The following is a 14,951-nucleotide window of genomic DNA, read 5'->3' as shown; positions in this document are numbered from 1 at the left end:
CGTAATTGAACTACGAAATCTCGTTTATCACGAGTTTTCGTAGCGGCCAAGCGCGGGTGAAAATGCTGCGTCATCAAGGCAATGCCCGCTTCTTCGTCGGTGGCATGCTCCTTGCGTAATTGCTCCTCGCATTGACGCGCAGGAGGGCCGATGTCCACGTTCGACAATCCGTTTGATCCCGATCGCAAGCTTCGAGCCGGCTGTGTTTGCGGCCAGCATGGTTCCGCGGCTGAGCACGAGCAGGCCACGGCGCTGCATTGCGAGCCGGTCGCAAGCGAAGAGAAGCGCTACGAGGGCGTGGTCGCCTCCGCATTGATGCGCGCGATGTTTCCGCAAGACGTGGCGCGGCGCGCTTTCCTGAAGTCGGTCAGCGCCTCGACCGCGCTCGCGGCGCTGTCGCAATTCTTCCCGATCAAGACGGCGACCGAGGTGTTCGCGCAAGCCGGCGCGCCCGAGAAGAAAGACCTCAAGGTCGGCTTCATCCCGATCACCTGCGCGACGCCGATCATCATGGCAGCGCCAATGGGCTTCTATGCCAAGCACGGCCTCAACGTCGAAGTGGTGAAGACCGCCGGCTGGGCCGTGATCCGCGACAAGACCATCAACAAGGAATACGACGCCGCGCACATGCTGGCACCGATGCCGATCGCGATCTCGCTCGGGCTCGGCGCCAACGCCATTCCGTTCACCGTCCCGGCCATCGAGAACATCAACGGGCAGGGCATCGTGCTGGCGAGCAAGCACAAGGACAAGCGCGATCCGAAGGACTGGAAGGGGCTGAAATTCGCTATCCCCTTCGACTATTCCATGCACAATTACCTCTTGCGCTATTACCTCGCCGAGCACGGTCTCGATCCCGATACCGACGTGCAGCTGCGCTCGGTGCCCCCGCCGGAGATGGTCGCGAATCTGCGTGCCGACAACATCGACGGCTTCCTCGCGCCCGACAACATCTGCCAGCGCGCGATCTATGACGGCATCGGCTTCATGCATCTGCTCTCCAAGGAGATCTGGGACGGCCATCCCTGCTGCAGCTTTGCCGCCAGCCGCGAGTTCATCACGACGGCGCCGAACAGCTTCGCGGCGCTGACGCGGGCGATCGTCGATGCCACCGCCTACGCCTCGAAGGCGGAGAACCGCAAGCAGATCGCGGAAGCCATCGCGCCTGCGAACTACATCAACGCGCCTGTCACCGTGCTGGAGCAGGTCCTGACCGGCACCTATGCCGACGGCCTCGGCGGGGTGAAGACCGATCCCAAGCGCGTCGATTTCGATCCGTTCCCGTGGCAGTCCTTTGCGGTGTGGATGCTGACGCAGATGAAGCGCTGGGGCCAGATCAAGGGCGACGTCGACTACAAGGCGGTGGCCGAGCAGGTGTATCTGGCGACCGACACCAAGAAGCTGATGACCGAGATGGGCCTCACGCCGCCGGCAAGTGCCTACAAGTCGTTCGCGGTGATGGGGAAGAATTTCGATCCGGCCAAGCCCGAGGACTATCTGGCGAGCTTCAAGATCAGGAAGGCGTCGTGATGAGTTGCACTCTCGTGTCCCGGGCGCGGCGCAGCGCGAAGCGGTGCGACGCAGAACCGGGACCCATGCGGCCCAACTGGGTCCCGGCTCTGCGAAGCAGCACTACGTGCTGCATCGCGTCCGGGACACAACCGGTGAGGTTTGAATGATGACCGCCTCCCTCCGCCTTCGCGCGGGCCTCGTCTCCCTCGTGCTGCTCGCCGCCTTTCTCGGCATCTGGCATCTCGCCACGCGCTCCACCGCACAGGTGGCGACGATGAGCCCCGAATACGCCAAGCTGATGGGCCTAACCGCGACGCAGGGCAAATCGGCGATGCCGGGGCCGCTCGATGTCGGCGCAAAGCTCTGGGAGCATCTGAAGCGGCCGTTCTACGACAACGGGCCGAACGACAAGGGGCTCGGCATCCAGCTCGCTTATTCGATCGCGCGCGTCGGCACCGGCTATCTGCTGGCCGTGCTGGTCGCGATCCCGCTCGGCTTCCTGATCGGCATGTCGCCGCTCTTGAGCAAGGCGCTCGATCCGTTCATCCAGGTCTTGAAGCCGATCTCGCCTTTGGCCTGGATGCCGCTCGCGCTCTATACCATCAAGGATTCCTCGGTCTCCGCCATCTTCGTCATCTTCATCTGCTCGATTTGGCCGATGCTGCTCAACACGGTGTTCGGCGTCGCGAGCGTGCGCAAGGAATGGATCAACGTCGCGCGGACGCTCGAGGTCGGCACCGTCAGGCGCGCCTTCACCGTGATCCTGCCCGCGGCGGCCCCGACCATCCTGACCGGCATGCGCATCTCGATCGGCATCGCCTGGCTCGTGATTGTCGCCGCCGAGATGCTCGTCGGCGGCACCGGCATCGGCTACTTCGTCTGGAACGAGTGGAATAATCTCTCGATCACCAACGTCATCATCGCGATCCTCCTGATCGGGATTGTCGGCATGCTGCTCGACCAGATCCTCGCGCGCTTCACGCGCATGGTCACGTTTCCGGAGTAGAGGCGATGACCGACAAGTTCATCTCGATCGAAGGCATCGCCAAGCGCTATCCCGGCGCGGGCGGCGCGACGACCACCATCTTCCAGAACCTCTGGCTCTCGATGGCGCGCGGCGAGTTCGCTTGCGTGATCGGCCATTCCGGCTGCGGCAAGACCACGGTGCTCAACATCCTCGCCGGGCTCGATGCGCCGAGCGAGGGCGCGGTCATCGTCGACGGCCAGGCGATCTCGGGCACCAGCCTCGACCGCGCCGTGATCTTCCAGAGCCATGCGCTGCTGCCCTGGCGCACGGTGCTCGGCAACGTCGCCTATGCCGTCAGCTCGAAATGGCGCAGCTGGGACCGCGCCAAGGTAAGGGCGCATGCGCAGAAGTTCATCGATCTCGTCGGCCTGTCCGGCGCCGAGCACAAGCGTCCCTCGGAGCTGTCGGGCGGCATGAAGCAGCGCGTTGGCATCGCACGGGCGCTGTCGATCACGCCGAAGATGATGCTGATGGACGAGCCGTTCTCGGCGCTGGACGCGCTGACGCGCGGCACGCTGCAGGACGAGGTGCGGCGCATTTGCCTGGAGACCGGTCAGACCGCGTTCATGATAACCCACGACGTCGACGAGGCGATCTATCTCGCCGACAAGATCTTTCTGATGACCAACGGTCCCGGCGCGGTGCTGGCGGAGGTGGTCGAGAACCCGCTGCCGCGGGATCGCGGCCGCACCGATCTGCACCGCCATCCGCTGTACTACGCGCTGCGCAACCACATCATCGATTTTCTGGTGACGCGCAGCAAGACGTTTGCCGCCGAGACGCCCGGCTACGATCCGCGCAACGTGCCGCTGATCCAGATCGGCAAGCCCGGGCTGACGATCGCCTCGGATGCCAAGCCCGAGCCGCCACGGGAGACGTCATGGCCGGGCTTGTCCCGGCCATCCACGTTTTCCTGAGATGCGACCAAGAACGTGGATGCCCGGGACAAGCCCGGGCATGACGAACAAGCCAAGGAGACCCACATGAAACGCGAAGACCTCACCGAGAAGCTGCTCGACATCAAGCGCGAGAAGGGCTGGAGCTGGAAACACATCTGCGAAAAGATCGGCGGCTATTCCGAGGTGCTGATCGTCGGCGCGATCATGGGCCAGATGAAGCTGACAAAGCCGCAGGCTGCCAACGCCGGCGAGCTGTTCGGCCTGTCGAAGGCGGAAGTTGCGATGCTCAACGAGGTGCCGATGCGCGGCACCGGCACGCCGATGCCGCCGACCGACCCGCTGATCTACCGCTTCTACGAGATGGTGATGGTGAACGGTCCGGCCTGGAAGGCGCTGATCGAGGAGGAGTTCGGCGACGGCATCATGTCGGCGATCGACTTCGACATGGGCATCGAACGCGTCGCCAACCCCAAAGGCGACCGCGTCAAGATCACCATGAGCGGCAAGTTCCTGCCGTATAAATATTACGGCGCCAGCGGCAACGTGCCGGAGTATGGCTTCAAGGAGGAGTGACCGCGGCGAAGGCGGCGCGCAGCTCGCCGACCGACGCCATCTCGCGGATGTAGGTGAAGGACCCCTTGTCCTTCATCTCGCGCGCGCAGTTCAGGAACGCTGCGAGCGCGTAGCGCGACATGGCTCCGCCGACGCTGATGCGCTTGACGCCAGCGGCGGACAATTGCTCGACGGTTAGCGTCGGGTCGGCAAAGCCCATCACGTGGTTGAACGGCTTGCCCAGCGAGGACGCCACCGTCCTGATCGTGGCGAGATCGTACAGGCCCGGCGCATAGAGGACGTCGGCGCCAGCGGCCTCGAAGGCCTGCAGGCGGCGGATCGTATCGTCGATGTCCTTGCGGCCGTGCAGGAAGTTCTCGGCCCGCGCCGTCAGCGTGAACGGAATGGGCAGCGCGCGTGCCACCTCTACCGCGGCCTGGACGCGCTCGACGGCGTGGGCGAAGTCGTAGATCGGGCGATCGCGATCGCCGCTGAAATCCTCGATCGAGCCGCCCACCGCGCCGGTGTCTGCGGCACGCCGAATAGCTTCGGCGGCGCCTCTCGGCTCATGTGCGCCGCAATTCTCGAGGTCGACGCTGACGGGAAGGTCGGTGGCTTCGACGATCGCGCGCGCGTTGGCGAGGATGACGTCGAGGCTGACGCCGCTGCTGCCGAACATATTGGCGACCCCGAGGCTCGTAGTGGCTAGGGCTTCGAAGCCCATCGCCGCGAGCAGCTTGGCGGTGCCGGCATCCCAAGGATTAGGAATGATGAAGGCACTGGGCCGCTCGTGCAACGCGCGAAACGCTCTCGCCTTGTCCAACTGGCTCGTCATGGCTCGTCTCCATTGTCCGTCCCAACGAGCTTTAGGCGCACTTCCGTCATCCGCCAAATTTGTTATTCTGTCAGATATCATCAGCTTTTTGCATGAGGTCGCGATGGACAGTGACGCCCTCAACACCTTCCTGGCGGTTCATCGCAGAGGTGGGATTTCGCATGCCGCGAAATTCCTGCACCGCTCGCAGCCGGCGATTTCGCGCCGTATCGCTCTCTTGGAGCAGGAACTCGGCGTTCCCCTGTTCGAGCGGGTGGCAGGCCGCACGCGACTCAGCGATGCCGGGCGCGTGCTGATCCCCTATGCCGAGCGCGCAGTGGCCGCGGCGCAGGATGCCGAACAGGCGATCCGCGCACTGACCAAGCAGAATGCAGGGCCGGTTTCGCTGGCCGTGACCGGGACGCTCGCTGACAGCCGCCTCTCGACCATCATGAAGCGGTTTGCCAAGGAGCATCCCGCCGTCGTGCTGAGCTTGCGGACGGCGACCAGCGCGGAGGTCAGCGATCTCATCCGGCGCGGCGAGGCCACGATAGGCCTGCGCTACAACGCCGACGGCTCCGGCGATCTCGCCTGCGAGCAGGTCCTGCGCGAATCGTTGCAAGTGGTCTGTGCGCCAGACCATCCTCGCGCCGGACAGCGTGTGAAACGCCTCGCCGAGCTTGGTGGGGAGCGCTGGATCGCATTCCCCGAGATTCGCGGACGCCGCGAGATTGCCGCGGCTCACGTGTTCGCGCTGTTTCTGACGCGGGGACTTGGCGAGGTGGAATGGACGGCCGTGGACAGCCTCACTGCGCAGAAGCGGCTGGTGGAATCGGGCTTCGGTCTTGCACTGCTGGCAAAAAGCCATGTGGCGGAGGAGCTGCGTGCGGGCTCGATCGCGACGGTCGCCGTGGGCGACCTTGATGCGCACCAGGATATCATCCTCGTCACGCGTCGTGGCGGGTTTTTGAGCGCCGCCGCAGAGCGCCTGCTCGAAACCATCCGCCGCAACTATGCCGGGCCGATTGTCTCGACCACGCGGGAAGGCAGAAGAAGAACGCCGGCGCGCAAGGCTATTGCGCGCCGGCGGGTCGGTTGACTCGATTATTTCCCCGCCTTCACCTCGGCGGCGGCGACCGCGAGCAACTCGCTCATCTTGGCGCGAATCGTCTGCTCGGTGACGACAACGTTCTTGGCGGCGAAATCGGCCGTCAGCTTGCGTAGGACGTCGGCATCGCCGGCCTCCTCGAAATCGGCCGCGACGACCTCCTTGGCATAGGCGGTGGCGGCATCACCCGTGATTCCGAGCTTCTCGGCTGCCCACAGGCCGAGCAGCCGGTTGCGGCGGGCCTCCGCCTTGAACTTCTGCTCCTCGTCGAGGGCGTACTTCTTCTCGAAGCCTTCCTGGCGTTTGTCGAACTCGCTCATGCCTGTTCCAAATCCTCGCTGAATGGAGCGGGAGCCTTCCGTTGCGGCGACCCGGCTGCATGCCTACATAGATAGCACGAATCGGCAAAACAACGGGCCGTTAAGCCGCAGGCAAGACGGTATAAGTTGGTGCCGGACGGCCGGATCGATTGTGCTCGGACAGCCAATCGGATAGGTTGCCTAAGGCTTGGTTCCCGTTCTGTTTCCAACGGGTTATAGATGGGTTCCTGGCCGTTCACGGCAGCTCCGCTGTGGGTCGTAATCCTAGTCAACCGGAGCACACCAAATTCATGGATTTCAACAAAACACGGTACATCCCCATGAGCCGTCGGCGTCGCATTTATGAAGGCAAGGCAAAGGTTCTTTACGAAGGCCCCGAGCCCGGTACCCTGATCCAGCACTTCAAGGACGACGCCACCGCGTTCAATGCGAAAAAGCATCAGGTGATCGAGGGCAAGGGCGTCCTCAACAACCGGATCTCGGAGTACCTGTTTCAGCACCTCAACGACATCGGGGTGCCGACCCATTTCATCCGCCGCCTCAACATGCGCGAGCAGTTGATTCGCGAGGTCGAGATCGTGCCGCTGGAGGTTGTGGTGCGAAACGTCGCCGCCGGCTCGCTGTCGCAGCGCCTCGGCATCGAGGAGGGCACGCAGCTGCCGCGCTCGATCATCGAGTTCTATTACAAGAACGACCAGCTCAACGACCCCATGGTGTCGGAAGAGCACATCACCGCCTTCGGCTGGGCGACGCCGCAGGAGATCGACGACATCATGGCGCTCGCCATCCGCGTCAACGACTTCCTCACCGGCCTCTTCCTCGGCATCGGCATCCGCCTCGTCGACTTCAAGATGGAGTGCGGGCGCCTGTTCGAGAACGAGATGATGCGCATCATCGTCGCCGACGAGATCTCGCCGGACAGCTGCCGGCTGTGGGACATCAAGTCGAACGAGAAGCTCGACAAGGATCGTTTCCGCAGGGATCTCGGTGGTCTGCTCGAGGCCTATACGGAAGTTGCGAAGCGTCTCGGCATCCTCATGGAGAATGAGCGTCCCCAGGGCACCGGCCCGGTGCTGGTGAAGAGCTGAAGAGGACTTTTGACGTGAAGGCACGTGTCACCGTTACCCTGAAGACGGGCATCCTCGATCCGCAGGGCAAGGCCATCGAAGGCGCGCTGAAGTCGCTCGGCGTCGACGGCGTCGCCAGCGTCCGCCAGGGCAAGGTGTTCGACATCGAGCTCGCCGGCGCCGACAAGGCCAAGGCGGAGGCGGCGCTGAAGGAGGCCGCCGACAAGCTCTTGGCGAACACCGTGATCGAGAATTACCGGGTCGAGCTGCTCAGCTAGACCCGCGCTTGTAGCCCGGATGGAGCGAAGCGAAATCCGGGTCTATCCGCGGTGGCACTGTCCCGGATTGCGCTTCGCTTCATCCGGGCTACAAGGCAACATACTCACAGCCATCCCGCCCGCCGAAAACGCCAGTACAGCGAGCCGCACGCGGTCAGCATCACGCCGAGCAGCATGAAGTAGCCGTACTCCCACTCCAGCTCCGGCATGTGCTTGAAGTTCATGCCGTAGATGCCGGCGAGCGCGGTCGGGACCGCGATGATGGCCAGCCAGGATGCGAGCTTCTTGGACACCGCCGTCTCCTGGGCCTGGCCGACGAGCAGGCTCGCCTCGAAAGCAAAGGCCAGCACCTCGCGCATGGAATCGATGCGCTCCTGGATGTTGCGGACGTGGTCGGTGACGTCGCGGAATAGCGGCTGCATGGCCTTGCGCACCATCGACAACTCGTCGTGCTCCAGCCGGCGGCAGACCTCCACCAGCGGTCCGATTGCGGTCCTGAGCCGCAAGAGGTCGCGTCGCAGCATGTAGAGCCGCTCGATCTGCGCCTTGCTGATCTGCTTGGAGAGCACGTCGTCCTCGATGCCTTCGATCTCGTCGTGGATGCTCTCCAGCACGGGCGAGTAATTGTCGACGATGAAATCGAGGATGGCGTAGAGGATGTAGTCCTCGCCGCGCGCGAGCGCCCGCGGGCAGCTTTCGCAGCGTTCGCGCACCGGCGTGTAGGAGGTCGAAGCGCCGTGGCGAACCGAGACCAGATAACCTTCGCCGACGAAGATGTGGGTCTCGCCGAAGGCGATGCGGCCCTCGATCAGCTGCGCGGTGCGCGCGACGATGAACAGGGCCTCGCCATATTGCTCGATCTTGGGCCGCTGATGGGCGTGGTTGGCGTCCTCGATGGCGAGATCGTGCAGGTCGAACTGCTTCTGCACCGCGCCGAGCAGCGCCATGTCGGGCTCGTGCAGTCCGATCCACACGACATGGCCGGGCTTGGCTCGCCAGCTCGAGGCCTCGCTGATGGCGATATTGGCGACTCTGCGGCCGTCGACATAAGCGCCGGCGGCGACGACGCCCTCGGCGGATACCGGTTCGGAGAGGGACGCGGGCAGCGACGGGACGTTCATGGCTTCAATCCCGGGCAAATCGAGCGGCCAAAGGGCGCGTGGCTATGGCCTGTGTACAAGGGCGCTCCGCAACGCTAGCACTGGTAAAATCCCCGTCAAATGGTTATGTCTGTTCGCGAATTGGCCCGTTGGCCAGCTTCGATTCCCAGCCGCGTCGGAACCCCTGCCATGAAAGCCGCCATCCTCGTCTTTCCCGGAATCAACCGCGAGCGCGACATGGCGCGCGCGTTGAGGCTGATCTCCGGCAGCGAGCCCGCGATGGTCTGGCACGCCGAGACCTCGCTGCCATCAGGCACCGATCTCGTCGTCGTGCCCGGCGGTTTCTCCTACGGCGATTATCTGCGCTGTGGCGCGATCGCGGCGCGTGCGCCGGTGATGGATGCGGTGCGCGACTATGCGGCCAAGGGCGGCCTCGTGCTCGGCGTCTGCAATGGTTTCCAGATCCTCTGCGAGTCCGGCCTCTTGCCGGGCGTGCTGATGCGCAATGCGCGGCTGAAATTCATCTGCCGCGACGTGCATCTGCGCGTCGAGCGCTCCGACACGCCGTTCACCCGCGGCTACAATGCCGGCCAGGTGATCCGCGTGCCGGTCGCCCATGGCGAGGGCAATTACGAGGCGGACGAAGAGACCATCAAGCGGCTCGAAGGCGAGGGGCGGGTGCTCTATCGCTATTGCTCCGCTGCCGGCGAAGTCGACGATTTCAACAACATCAATGGCGCGGCGCATTCGATCGCCGGCATCGTCAACGACCGGGGCAACGTGCTCGGCATGATGCCGCATCCGGAAAACCACGTCGAAGACATCATGGGCTGCACCGATGGTCGCGGCTTGTTCGCCGGTCTCGCCCAGCATCTGGAAAAAGCCGCGTGATCTCGTTCGTGGTGAAGCGTGCGCTCGCCGCGATCGCGGCGTTGGCGTTCGCGACATTTTCGATCGCGACTTGCGCATCCGCGCAGGATTATCCCAAGCGTCCCATCACCATGATCGTGCCGTTCGCGGCCGGCGGCACCTCGGACGTGATCGCGCGCGCGGTGGCCGAGCAGATGGGCATCGCGCTCGGCCAGACCATCGTGATCGAGAACGTTGCAGGCGCCGGCGGCTCGACCGCGCTGGCGCGGGCCTCCCGCGCCGAGCCCGATGGGTATACGATTGCGATCGGCAATGCCGGCACCAATGCCGCGACCTACACGATCTATCCAAAACTGCCGTTCACGCCTGATTCCTTCGTGCCGATCGCGATGGTGGCGAAGACGTTCGGCATCATCGCGCTGCGCAAGGACTTTCCTGCGAAGGACCTGAAGGAGTTCATTGCCTATGCCAAGGCCAATCCGGGCAAGATCAATCTCGGCCATGCCGGCGTCGGCTCCTCGAACTATCTGATCTGCAAAAGCTTCGTCACAGCAGCCGGGATCGACGCGACGCTGATCGGCTATCGCGGCGCCGCGCCGGCGCTGACCGACGCGGTCGGCGGCCAGATCGACGGCGTCTGCGACGCGGCCGCCTCGGTGTCGCAGTCGATCAACGACAAGCTGGTGAAGGGCCTCGTGGTCGGCTCGACCGTTCGGCTCGCCACGCTGCCGGATCTGCCGACCTCGGCGGAAGCCGGCCTGCCCGAGTTCGAGGCACAAGGCTGGAACGGCCTGTTCGCGCCCAAGGGCACGCCGCCGGCCGTGATCGCCAAGCTGAATGCCGCGGCGCGCACGGCCGTCGAGACCGAAGCGGTGAAGAAGCGCTTCGCGGATCTGTCGACCGTCGCGCCCGATGCCGACGAGCACGCGCCCGATGTGCTGCAAAAGCTCGTGACGCGCGACGTCGAGAAATACCGGAAGATGCTCGCGGACGACGCCAACAAGTAGCCTGCTCACCCTGGTGGCGGCCGGCGTATGGCCGCCCGGAAGGCTTACTGGAGCACAGGAATGCGGGCGATGACCTTGATCTCGAAGTCGAAGCCGGCAAGCCAGTTCACGCCGACGGCCGTCCAGTTCGGATAGGGCGGTCCGCCGATCTCCTCGGCGCGAACGGCCATCACCGTCTCGATCTGGCTCGCCGGATCGGTGTGGAACGTGGTGACATCGACAACATCGTCCAACGTGCATCCACCAGCGGCGAGCACGGCACGCAAATTGGCGAATGCGCGCCGGACCTGGTCCTCGAATACCGGCTCGGGTGAGCCGTCCTCGCGGCTGCCGACCTGCCCCGACACGAACAGCAGGTCACCGGAGCGGATCGCTGCGGAGTAGCGATGCTGTTGATAGAGCGCGTGGCGGTTCGCGGGGAAGATTGCCTCTCGCTGGGCCATGTCAGGAACCTTTCATCGGATCGGGAGCGGGTGGAACGGGGCGTTCCACGGGTGGCGTTTCAAGCCCATTTCATATACGGTTCGTATGTGATAATTTACATACGAGGCGTATGTCAAGAGGGGCCAGGGAGCATGGCAAAGGGAAAGCGCGCAGCGGCCATGGCGGAAAATCGGGCCAGGCTCATCCGCGCCGCACGCGCGGCATTTGCCACGCAGGGCTATGCAGACGCGTCGATGGACGAACTCACTGCGGCCGTCGGTCTGACGCGGGGCGCGCTGTATCACAACTTCGAAGACAAGAAGGGGCTGCTCTGGGCCGTTGTCGAGCAGATCGACGGTGAAATGGCGGAGCGGCTCCGCATCGTCCGGGAGCAAGCGCCCAGCCCGTGGCTGGGCCTGCTCGCGGAGGGAAGCGCCTATATCGAGATGGCGCTCGAACCCGAGATTCAGCGCATCATGCTTCTGGATGGACCTGCGGTGCTCGGCGATCCCTCCAAATGGCCCGGCGAGAACGCCTGTCTCGATATCACCATGCGAACGATCCGTGCGCTGATCGAGGAGGGAATCGTGAAGCCGGTCGATGTCGAAGCGGCGGGGCGGTTGCTGAACGGGGCTGCGCTCAGCGCCGCCTTGTGGGTCGCGGCAGCCGACGATCCCAAGAATGTGCTGAGCAAGGCCGTCGACGCGTTTCGAGCGCTGGCGAGTGGATTGCTACGCGAGGCGCGTGAACCTGCATAGGTTTTGCGGCGACTGACTCCTCGTCACCATTACGGCGCGCGTCCGGGTTCGCTGATTTTTGCCGGTCGAGGCAACTCAAAGTTGTTTTATTGGTTCGATTGCGATATCAGGAGGCCGGCTGTCCGGATGTCACATGCCTGTTGCTTTGGTCGTTCTGCTGCTCGACATCACGTTGATCTATCACGCCTCGCGAACCGGACGGTTGCGGCCCTGGGCCTTCATCATCCTGCTGGTGCCGATGATGGGCGCGATCGCCTATATCGCGGTCGAGCTCATTCCCGAATGGTTTTCCAGCCCCGGTGCCCGGCAGGCGCGCCAGCGTGTCGCCAATCGCCTCGATCCCGAGAAGCGCTATCGCGAGCTGTCCGACCAACTCGCCGGCACCGACACCATCGCCAACCGCGCGGCGCTGGCGGAAGAGTGCGCGAATATCGGCCGGTTCGGCGAAGCTGAAGCGCACTATGATCACATCCTGAAGCTGCCGATGGGCCACGATCCTGCCTACGCGCTGCGCAGGGCGCAGGCGCAATTTGCCGCCAGCCGCCCAGCCGATGCGCTGGCGACGCTGGACGATCTGCAGAAGCAATGGCCCGATTTCGATTCCGCCGACGCGCATCTGCTCTATGCCCGCGCGCTCGCCGAGGTCGGACGTGTCGACGAGGCGCTGGAGGAATATCACGCGCTCGCCGGTTACTTCCCCGGCGCCGAGGCGCGGGTGCGCTACGGCATGCTGCTGCAAACGGTCGGCCGCACCGCAGAGGCGCGCATGGTCTTCAACGAGCTCCTGATCCAGATGCGGCGCGCGCCGAAATATCTACGCAAGGCGCAGGCGGAGTGGCTCAACATCGCCGAGAAGCAATTGTCGGCGTCACGCTGATCGCTACCTCAACGCCAAACTCCAGAGAAGGCGATCAGGTCAACCAGGTAGTGCACGAGCATAACCGGCCAAAGCGCGCCTGAGCGCCGGTACATCACCATGAAAAGGATGCCGATTGTTGCAGAGAGCAGGATGTTTCCGATCCCGGCCCACCAATGATAGGCGCCGAAGACGAGCGACGTGATGAGGATGGCGACGACTCCATCACCCACGTAAGGCTGCGATGCGTTCCGAAGCAATCGCCTGAAGATGATCTCTTCGCTGGCCGCGACCAGCGCGAGGCCAACGACGAGATCGAAGACATTAAGCCAGCCGGTCGGCTGCGGATACTTGCCAATGACGGTAGCCGGAAGTGCTGCATTGATGAGATGCTGCGGCCACTGACCGAAGCGGTCCAGCAGCGCAATTCCTGCGATCCAGACGCCGATCTCGAGAAAGGAAATTCGGCGTTGCTCGCGTCGATAGGCAACGGTCCGTGCTGCTGGAATCACCGCAAGAATGGCCAGAGCGGCGATCCGGCCGGCGTAGTCCCAGACAAGCCAACCCGCTGCAGTGTGCTGATGCAGTCGCATGAGCTGGGATGCAAAGTGCGGGACAAGCGCGAGTGCGAACCACCAGACGCTGGGCACGCGATCGGTTTTTGAATCACCAATGGCGGCCGGAGAACGACTTTCCATGCTGGGCCTTGAGGGAGGGATGCGTCACGACAGGCTTGCGCGCGACTACCTCACATTCGTCCAACATGTGTCAATCAGGTTGTGACTGTGCCTCCGTGCGCCTCGTTGCGTTAGCGCTCAGAGCCCGCGCACCCGCCCCGACCACCGCTTATACACCTCCGCCGGCACCGTCATCGCCGCAACACCGGCCATCACCAGCAATAACCCCAGTGCGAGGTTCGACGGCACGCTCTCGCCGAGCAGCAGCACCGAGAGGCCGACGCCGATCGGGATGCGCAAATAGCCTTGGGCGTTCGTCGTCAGCGTGCCGAGGCGGCCGAGGCAGACATAGAACAACATCAGGCCGAGCGCGCTCGAAACGATGCCCATGACGATGGTGGCGATGATCGCGGTCGGCGTGGGCTGCAGTGTCCAGGGCTGGTCGATCAGTAGTGAGGGCGGCAGCAGCACGAGGCCGCCGAACAGCAGCGAGCCGGCTGCCACCACCATCGGATCGTATTCGGACAGGCGGAGGCCGAAGATCGTCGCGCAGGCAAAGGAGATGGTGGCGAGCAGGATCGCGATCTCCGCCACGATCTCGCTACCGAAGCCGCGCAGCGCATCGAGCCCGACGATAGCGACGGTGCCGGCGAGTCCCAAAATCGCACCAGTGAGCTTGAGCAGTGTCGCTGGCTCGTGCCGCGTGATCAGCGAGGTGATCAGGAAGGCGAAGATCGGCGTGGTCGAGGCCAGCACAACCGTGTTCGAGGCCGGCACATATTGCTGCGACCAGGTGATGATCAGGAACGGGAAGGTCGAGTTGATCAGTTGCTGGGTCGCGAACAGCTTCCAGGCTTTTGCGTCGGTGGGGATCCTGGTGCCGCGCATCCACAGGATCGCGAACAGGAAGGCGGCGGCGATCAGCGAGCGCGCCGAGATGAAGGTGATGGGTGGGATCGTGGGAAGCGCCAGCTTGGTCAGCGGATAGGTGGAGCTCCAGCAGCAGGCGAGCGCCAGCAGCAGCGCATAATCGCGCCAGTTGCGTGCGCCGGTGGCGATGGACGGCAACGGCGATGATGCGGCCGGCCTCGCGCGACCCGCCTCGGATGTGCTCTGCGGCACCTTGTTCTTGCTCCCCGGCGCGAAAGCGCTTGGTGGGAAGTCTGGGCGAGGGGGCGCGAAAAGGGAAGGCGTCGAGCTATGCGTTTGGCTGAGGGAGTGCCTTCCGCTTCATCCGCTTGATCGTGCCGGAAAAGGTGAGCAGCAGGCGCTCGCCGGACATCATCTTGCCGCGCAGGAAGATCAGCGAGCCGCCGGCGCGGGTCACCTCGCCGGTGCATTCGATCAGCTCGCCCTCGCGTGCCGCATCGAGGAATTCACAGGCGAAATTGGTCGTCACCGCCCGGCTGTCCAGGACATGGGTGGCGATCGCAAACAGCGAATAGTCGGCAAAGGCCATGTAGCAGCCGCCATGGACGTTGCCGGAGCCGTTGAGGTGCTTCTTCTCGACGCGGAAGGCGCTGCGGACGCTGCCGTCCGCCTCGATCCGGTGCCAGAAGGGGCCGACATGGGACTCAAAACTGTCGCGAATCCAGGTCCGCCAGCCCACAAATTCGCCCTCGGTGGCGACATGGAGGTCGGGGCGGCGCGGCGGGGGCGCTTTGGTCAATTCGTGCAAGGAAA

Annotated in this window: 18 protein-coding genes; 11 read left to right on the top strand and 7 right to left on the bottom strand. The window is 64.0% G+C overall.

The genetic code is table 11. The annotated features are described in order from the left end of the window. The first annotated feature begins 150 nt into the window (after nucleotides 1-150). The 4 genes from ACVWYQ_RS10075 (at nucleotide 151) to cynS (ending at nucleotide 4,011) form a co-directional block, all read left to right on the top strand. Complete coding sequence (locus ACVWYQ_RS10075; protein WP_404651069.1) at nucleotides 151-1,530, top strand: CmpA/NrtA family ABC transporter substrate-binding protein; 1,380 nt, start codon at nucleotides 151-153, stop codon at nucleotides 1,528-1,530. A 148-nt stretch (nucleotides 1,531-1,678) separates the two neighbouring features. After that, the gene (gene ntrB / locus ACVWYQ_RS10070; RefSeq protein ID WP_456727135.1) at nucleotides 1,679-2,518 is read left to right on the top strand and encodes a nitrate ABC transporter permease; all 840 of its coding nucleotides are present in this window, start codon (nucleotides 1,679-1,681) and stop codon (nucleotides 2,516-2,518) included. Between the two features lie 5 nt (nucleotides 2,519-2,523). Continuing rightward, a complete protein-coding gene (locus ACVWYQ_RS10065) occupies nucleotides 2,524-3,456 on the top strand; it encodes an ABC transporter ATP-binding protein (protein ID WP_456725598.1) in 933 nt (310 codons plus the stop codon). A gap of 66 nt (nucleotides 3,457-3,522) precedes the next feature. Beyond that, a complete protein-coding gene (gene cynS, locus ACVWYQ_RS10060) occupies nucleotides 3,523-4,011 on the top strand; it encodes a cyanase (protein ID WP_025037304.1) in 489 nt (162 codons plus the stop codon). Here the strand turns inward: cynS and ACVWYQ_RS10055 are convergent. Then, on the bottom strand, nucleotides 3,998-4,825 hold the full coding sequence (locus tag ACVWYQ_RS10055; protein WP_456725597.1) for an isocitrate lyase/PEP mutase family protein: 828 nt from the start codon (nucleotides 4,823-4,825) through the stop codon (nucleotides 3,998-4,000). The two genes, cynS and ACVWYQ_RS10055, sit on opposite strands and share 14 nt — an antisense overlap. On the opposite strand from ACVWYQ_RS10055, the gene ACVWYQ_RS10050 reads away from it, so the two are divergent. Continuing rightward, nucleotides 4,806-5,903 carry a LysR family transcriptional regulator gene (locus ACVWYQ_RS10050; RefSeq protein WP_456725596.1) on the top strand — a complete coding sequence of 366 codons (1,098 nt, stop codon included), beginning with the start codon at nucleotides 4,806-4,808 and terminating at the stop codon, nucleotides 5,901-5,903. The genes ACVWYQ_RS10055 and ACVWYQ_RS10050 overlap by 20 nt on opposite strands. Before the next feature lie 5 nt (nucleotides 5,904-5,908). Here ACVWYQ_RS10050 and ACVWYQ_RS10045 read toward each other — a convergent pair whose 3' ends face one another. Continuing rightward, nucleotides 5,909-6,232 carry a DUF1476 domain-containing protein gene (locus ACVWYQ_RS10045; RefSeq protein ID WP_157280749.1) on the bottom strand — a complete coding sequence of 108 codons (324 nt, stop codon included), beginning with the start codon at nucleotides 6,230-6,232 and terminating at the stop codon, nucleotides 5,909-5,911. Between the two features lie 320 nt (nucleotides 6,233-6,552). Between ACVWYQ_RS10045 and purC the strand changes: the two genes are divergently transcribed. Continuing rightward, complete coding sequence (purC, locus tag ACVWYQ_RS10040; protein ID WP_172782948.1) at nucleotides 6,553-7,320, top strand: phosphoribosylaminoimidazolesuccinocarboxamide synthase; 768 nt, start codon at nucleotides 6,553-6,555, stop codon at nucleotides 7,318-7,320. Between the two features lie 14 nt (nucleotides 7,321-7,334). After that, nucleotides 7,335-7,577, top strand: a complete 243-nt coding sequence (purS, locus tag ACVWYQ_RS10035; protein WP_028137374.1) for a phosphoribosylformylglycinamidine synthase subunit PurS — start codon at nucleotides 7,335-7,337, stop codon at nucleotides 7,575-7,577. Nucleotides 7,578-7,681: 104 nt separating this feature from the next. Here purS and ACVWYQ_RS10030 read toward each other — a convergent pair whose 3' ends face one another. Next, complete coding sequence (locus tag ACVWYQ_RS10030; RefSeq protein WP_271544965.1) at nucleotides 7,682-8,698, bottom strand: magnesium and cobalt transport protein CorA; 1,017 nt, start codon at nucleotides 8,696-8,698, stop codon at nucleotides 7,682-7,684. A 168-nt stretch (nucleotides 8,699-8,866) separates the two neighbouring features. Between ACVWYQ_RS10030 and purQ the strand changes: the two genes are divergently transcribed. Both purQ and ACVWYQ_RS10020 read left to right on the top strand, forming a co-directional pair. Beyond that, on the top strand, nucleotides 8,867-9,568 hold the full coding sequence (gene purQ, locus ACVWYQ_RS10025) for a phosphoribosylformylglycinamidine synthase subunit PurQ (RefSeq protein WP_109143222.1): 702 nt from the start codon (nucleotides 8,867-8,869) through the stop codon (nucleotides 9,566-9,568). Beyond that, entirely contained in the window at nucleotides 9,565-10,554 is a 990-nt protein-coding gene (locus tag ACVWYQ_RS10020; RefSeq protein ID WP_456725595.1) for a tripartite tricarboxylate transporter substrate binding protein BugD, read from the top strand. Before purQ ends, ACVWYQ_RS10020 begins: the two co-directional genes overlap by 4 nt. Nucleotides 10,555-10,598: 44 nt before the next feature. Here ACVWYQ_RS10020 and ACVWYQ_RS10015 read toward each other — a convergent pair whose 3' ends face one another. Further along, nucleotides 10,599-10,997, bottom strand: coding sequence for a RidA family protein (locus ACVWYQ_RS10015; RefSeq protein WP_404539881.1), 399 nt, complete (start codon nucleotides 10,995-10,997; stop codon nucleotides 10,599-10,601). Nucleotides 10,998-11,129: 132 nt separating this feature from the next. Between ACVWYQ_RS10015 and ACVWYQ_RS10010 the strand changes: the two genes are divergently transcribed. After that, entirely contained in the window at nucleotides 11,130-11,735 is a 606-nt protein-coding gene (locus ACVWYQ_RS10010) for a TetR/AcrR family transcriptional regulator (RefSeq protein WP_128264536.1), read from the top strand. A gap of 133 nt (nucleotides 11,736-11,868) precedes the next feature. Next, nucleotides 11,869-12,612, top strand: coding sequence for a tetratricopeptide repeat protein (locus tag ACVWYQ_RS10005; protein ID WP_404539884.1), 744 nt, complete (start codon nucleotides 11,869-11,871; stop codon nucleotides 12,610-12,612). A gap of 8 nt (nucleotides 12,613-12,620) precedes the next feature. Here ACVWYQ_RS10005 and ACVWYQ_RS10000 read toward each other — a convergent pair whose 3' ends face one another. The 3 genes from ACVWYQ_RS10000 to ACVWYQ_RS09990 all read right to left on the bottom strand — a co-directional run bounded on the left by ACVWYQ_RS10000 (nucleotide 12,621) and on the right by ACVWYQ_RS09990 (nucleotide 14,946). Next, nucleotides 12,621-13,289: a CPBP family intramembrane glutamic endopeptidase gene (locus tag ACVWYQ_RS10000; protein WP_404539887.1), complete on the bottom strand. Its 669-nt coding sequence runs from the start codon at nucleotides 13,287-13,289 to the stop codon at nucleotides 12,621-12,623. A 117-nt stretch (nucleotides 13,290-13,406) separates the two neighbouring features. Next, nucleotides 13,407-14,390: a DMT family transporter gene (locus ACVWYQ_RS09995; RefSeq protein ID WP_271544956.1), complete on the bottom strand. Its 984-nt coding sequence runs from the start codon at nucleotides 14,388-14,390 to the stop codon at nucleotides 13,407-13,409. Between the two features lie 76 nt (nucleotides 14,391-14,466). Continuing rightward, a complete protein-coding gene (locus tag ACVWYQ_RS09990; RefSeq protein WP_025037294.1) occupies nucleotides 14,467-14,946 on the bottom strand; it encodes a PaaI family thioesterase in 480 nt (159 codons plus the stop codon). Between the last annotated feature and the right edge of the window lie 5 nt (nucleotides 14,947-14,951).

This window comes from Bradyrhizobium sp. USDA 3397, assembly GCF_054060965.1.
The sequence above is the reverse complement of the archived record's forward strand: the minus strand, read 5'-3'. Positions and strand labels throughout refer to the sequence as shown.

Coding starts and splice junctions, on each gene's coding strand:
- ACVWYQ_RS10075 (WP_404651069.1), top strand. CDS start 151: ATGTCCACGTTCGACAATCCGTTTGATCCCGATCGCAAGCTTCGAGCC.
- ntrB (WP_456727135.1), top strand. CDS start 1,679: ATGACCGCCTCCCTCCGCCTTCGCGCGGGCCTCGTCTCCCTCGTGCTG.
- ACVWYQ_RS10065 (WP_456725598.1), top strand. CDS start 2,524: ATGACCGACAAGTTCATCTCGATCGAAGGCATCGCCAAGCGCTATCCC.
- cynS (WP_025037304.1), top strand. CDS start 3,523: ATGAAACGCGAAGACCTCACCGAGAAGCTGCTCGACATCAAGCGCGAG.
- ACVWYQ_RS10055 (WP_456725597.1), bottom strand. CDS start 4,825: ATGACGAGCCAGTTGGACAAGGCGAGAGCGTTTCGCGCGTTGCACGAG.
- ACVWYQ_RS10045 (WP_157280749.1), bottom strand. CDS start 6,232: ATGAGCGAGTTCGACAAACGCCAGGAAGGCTTCGAGAAGAAGTACGCC.
- purC (WP_172782948.1), top strand. CDS start 6,553: ATGAGCCGTCGGCGTCGCATTTATGAAGGCAAGGCAAAGGTTCTTTAC.
- ACVWYQ_RS10030 (WP_271544965.1), bottom strand. CDS start 8,698: ATGAACGTCCCGTCGCTGCCCGCGTCCCTCTCCGAACCGGTATCCGCC.
- purQ (WP_109143222.1), top strand. CDS start 8,867: ATGAAAGCCGCCATCCTCGTCTTTCCCGGAATCAACCGCGAGCGCGAC.
- ACVWYQ_RS10015 (WP_404539881.1), bottom strand. CDS start 10,997: ATGGCCCAGCGAGAGGCAATCTTCCCCGCGAACCGCCACGCGCTCTAT.
- ACVWYQ_RS10010 (WP_128264536.1), top strand. CDS start 11,130: ATGGCAAAGGGAAAGCGCGCAGCGGCCATGGCGGAAAATCGGGCCAGG.
- ACVWYQ_RS10005 (WP_404539884.1), top strand. CDS start 11,869: ATGCCTGTTGCTTTGGTCGTTCTGCTGCTCGACATCACGTTGATCTAT.
- ACVWYQ_RS10000 (WP_404539887.1), bottom strand. CDS start 13,289: ATGGAAAGTCGTTCTCCGGCCGCCATTGGTGATTCAAAAACCGATCGC.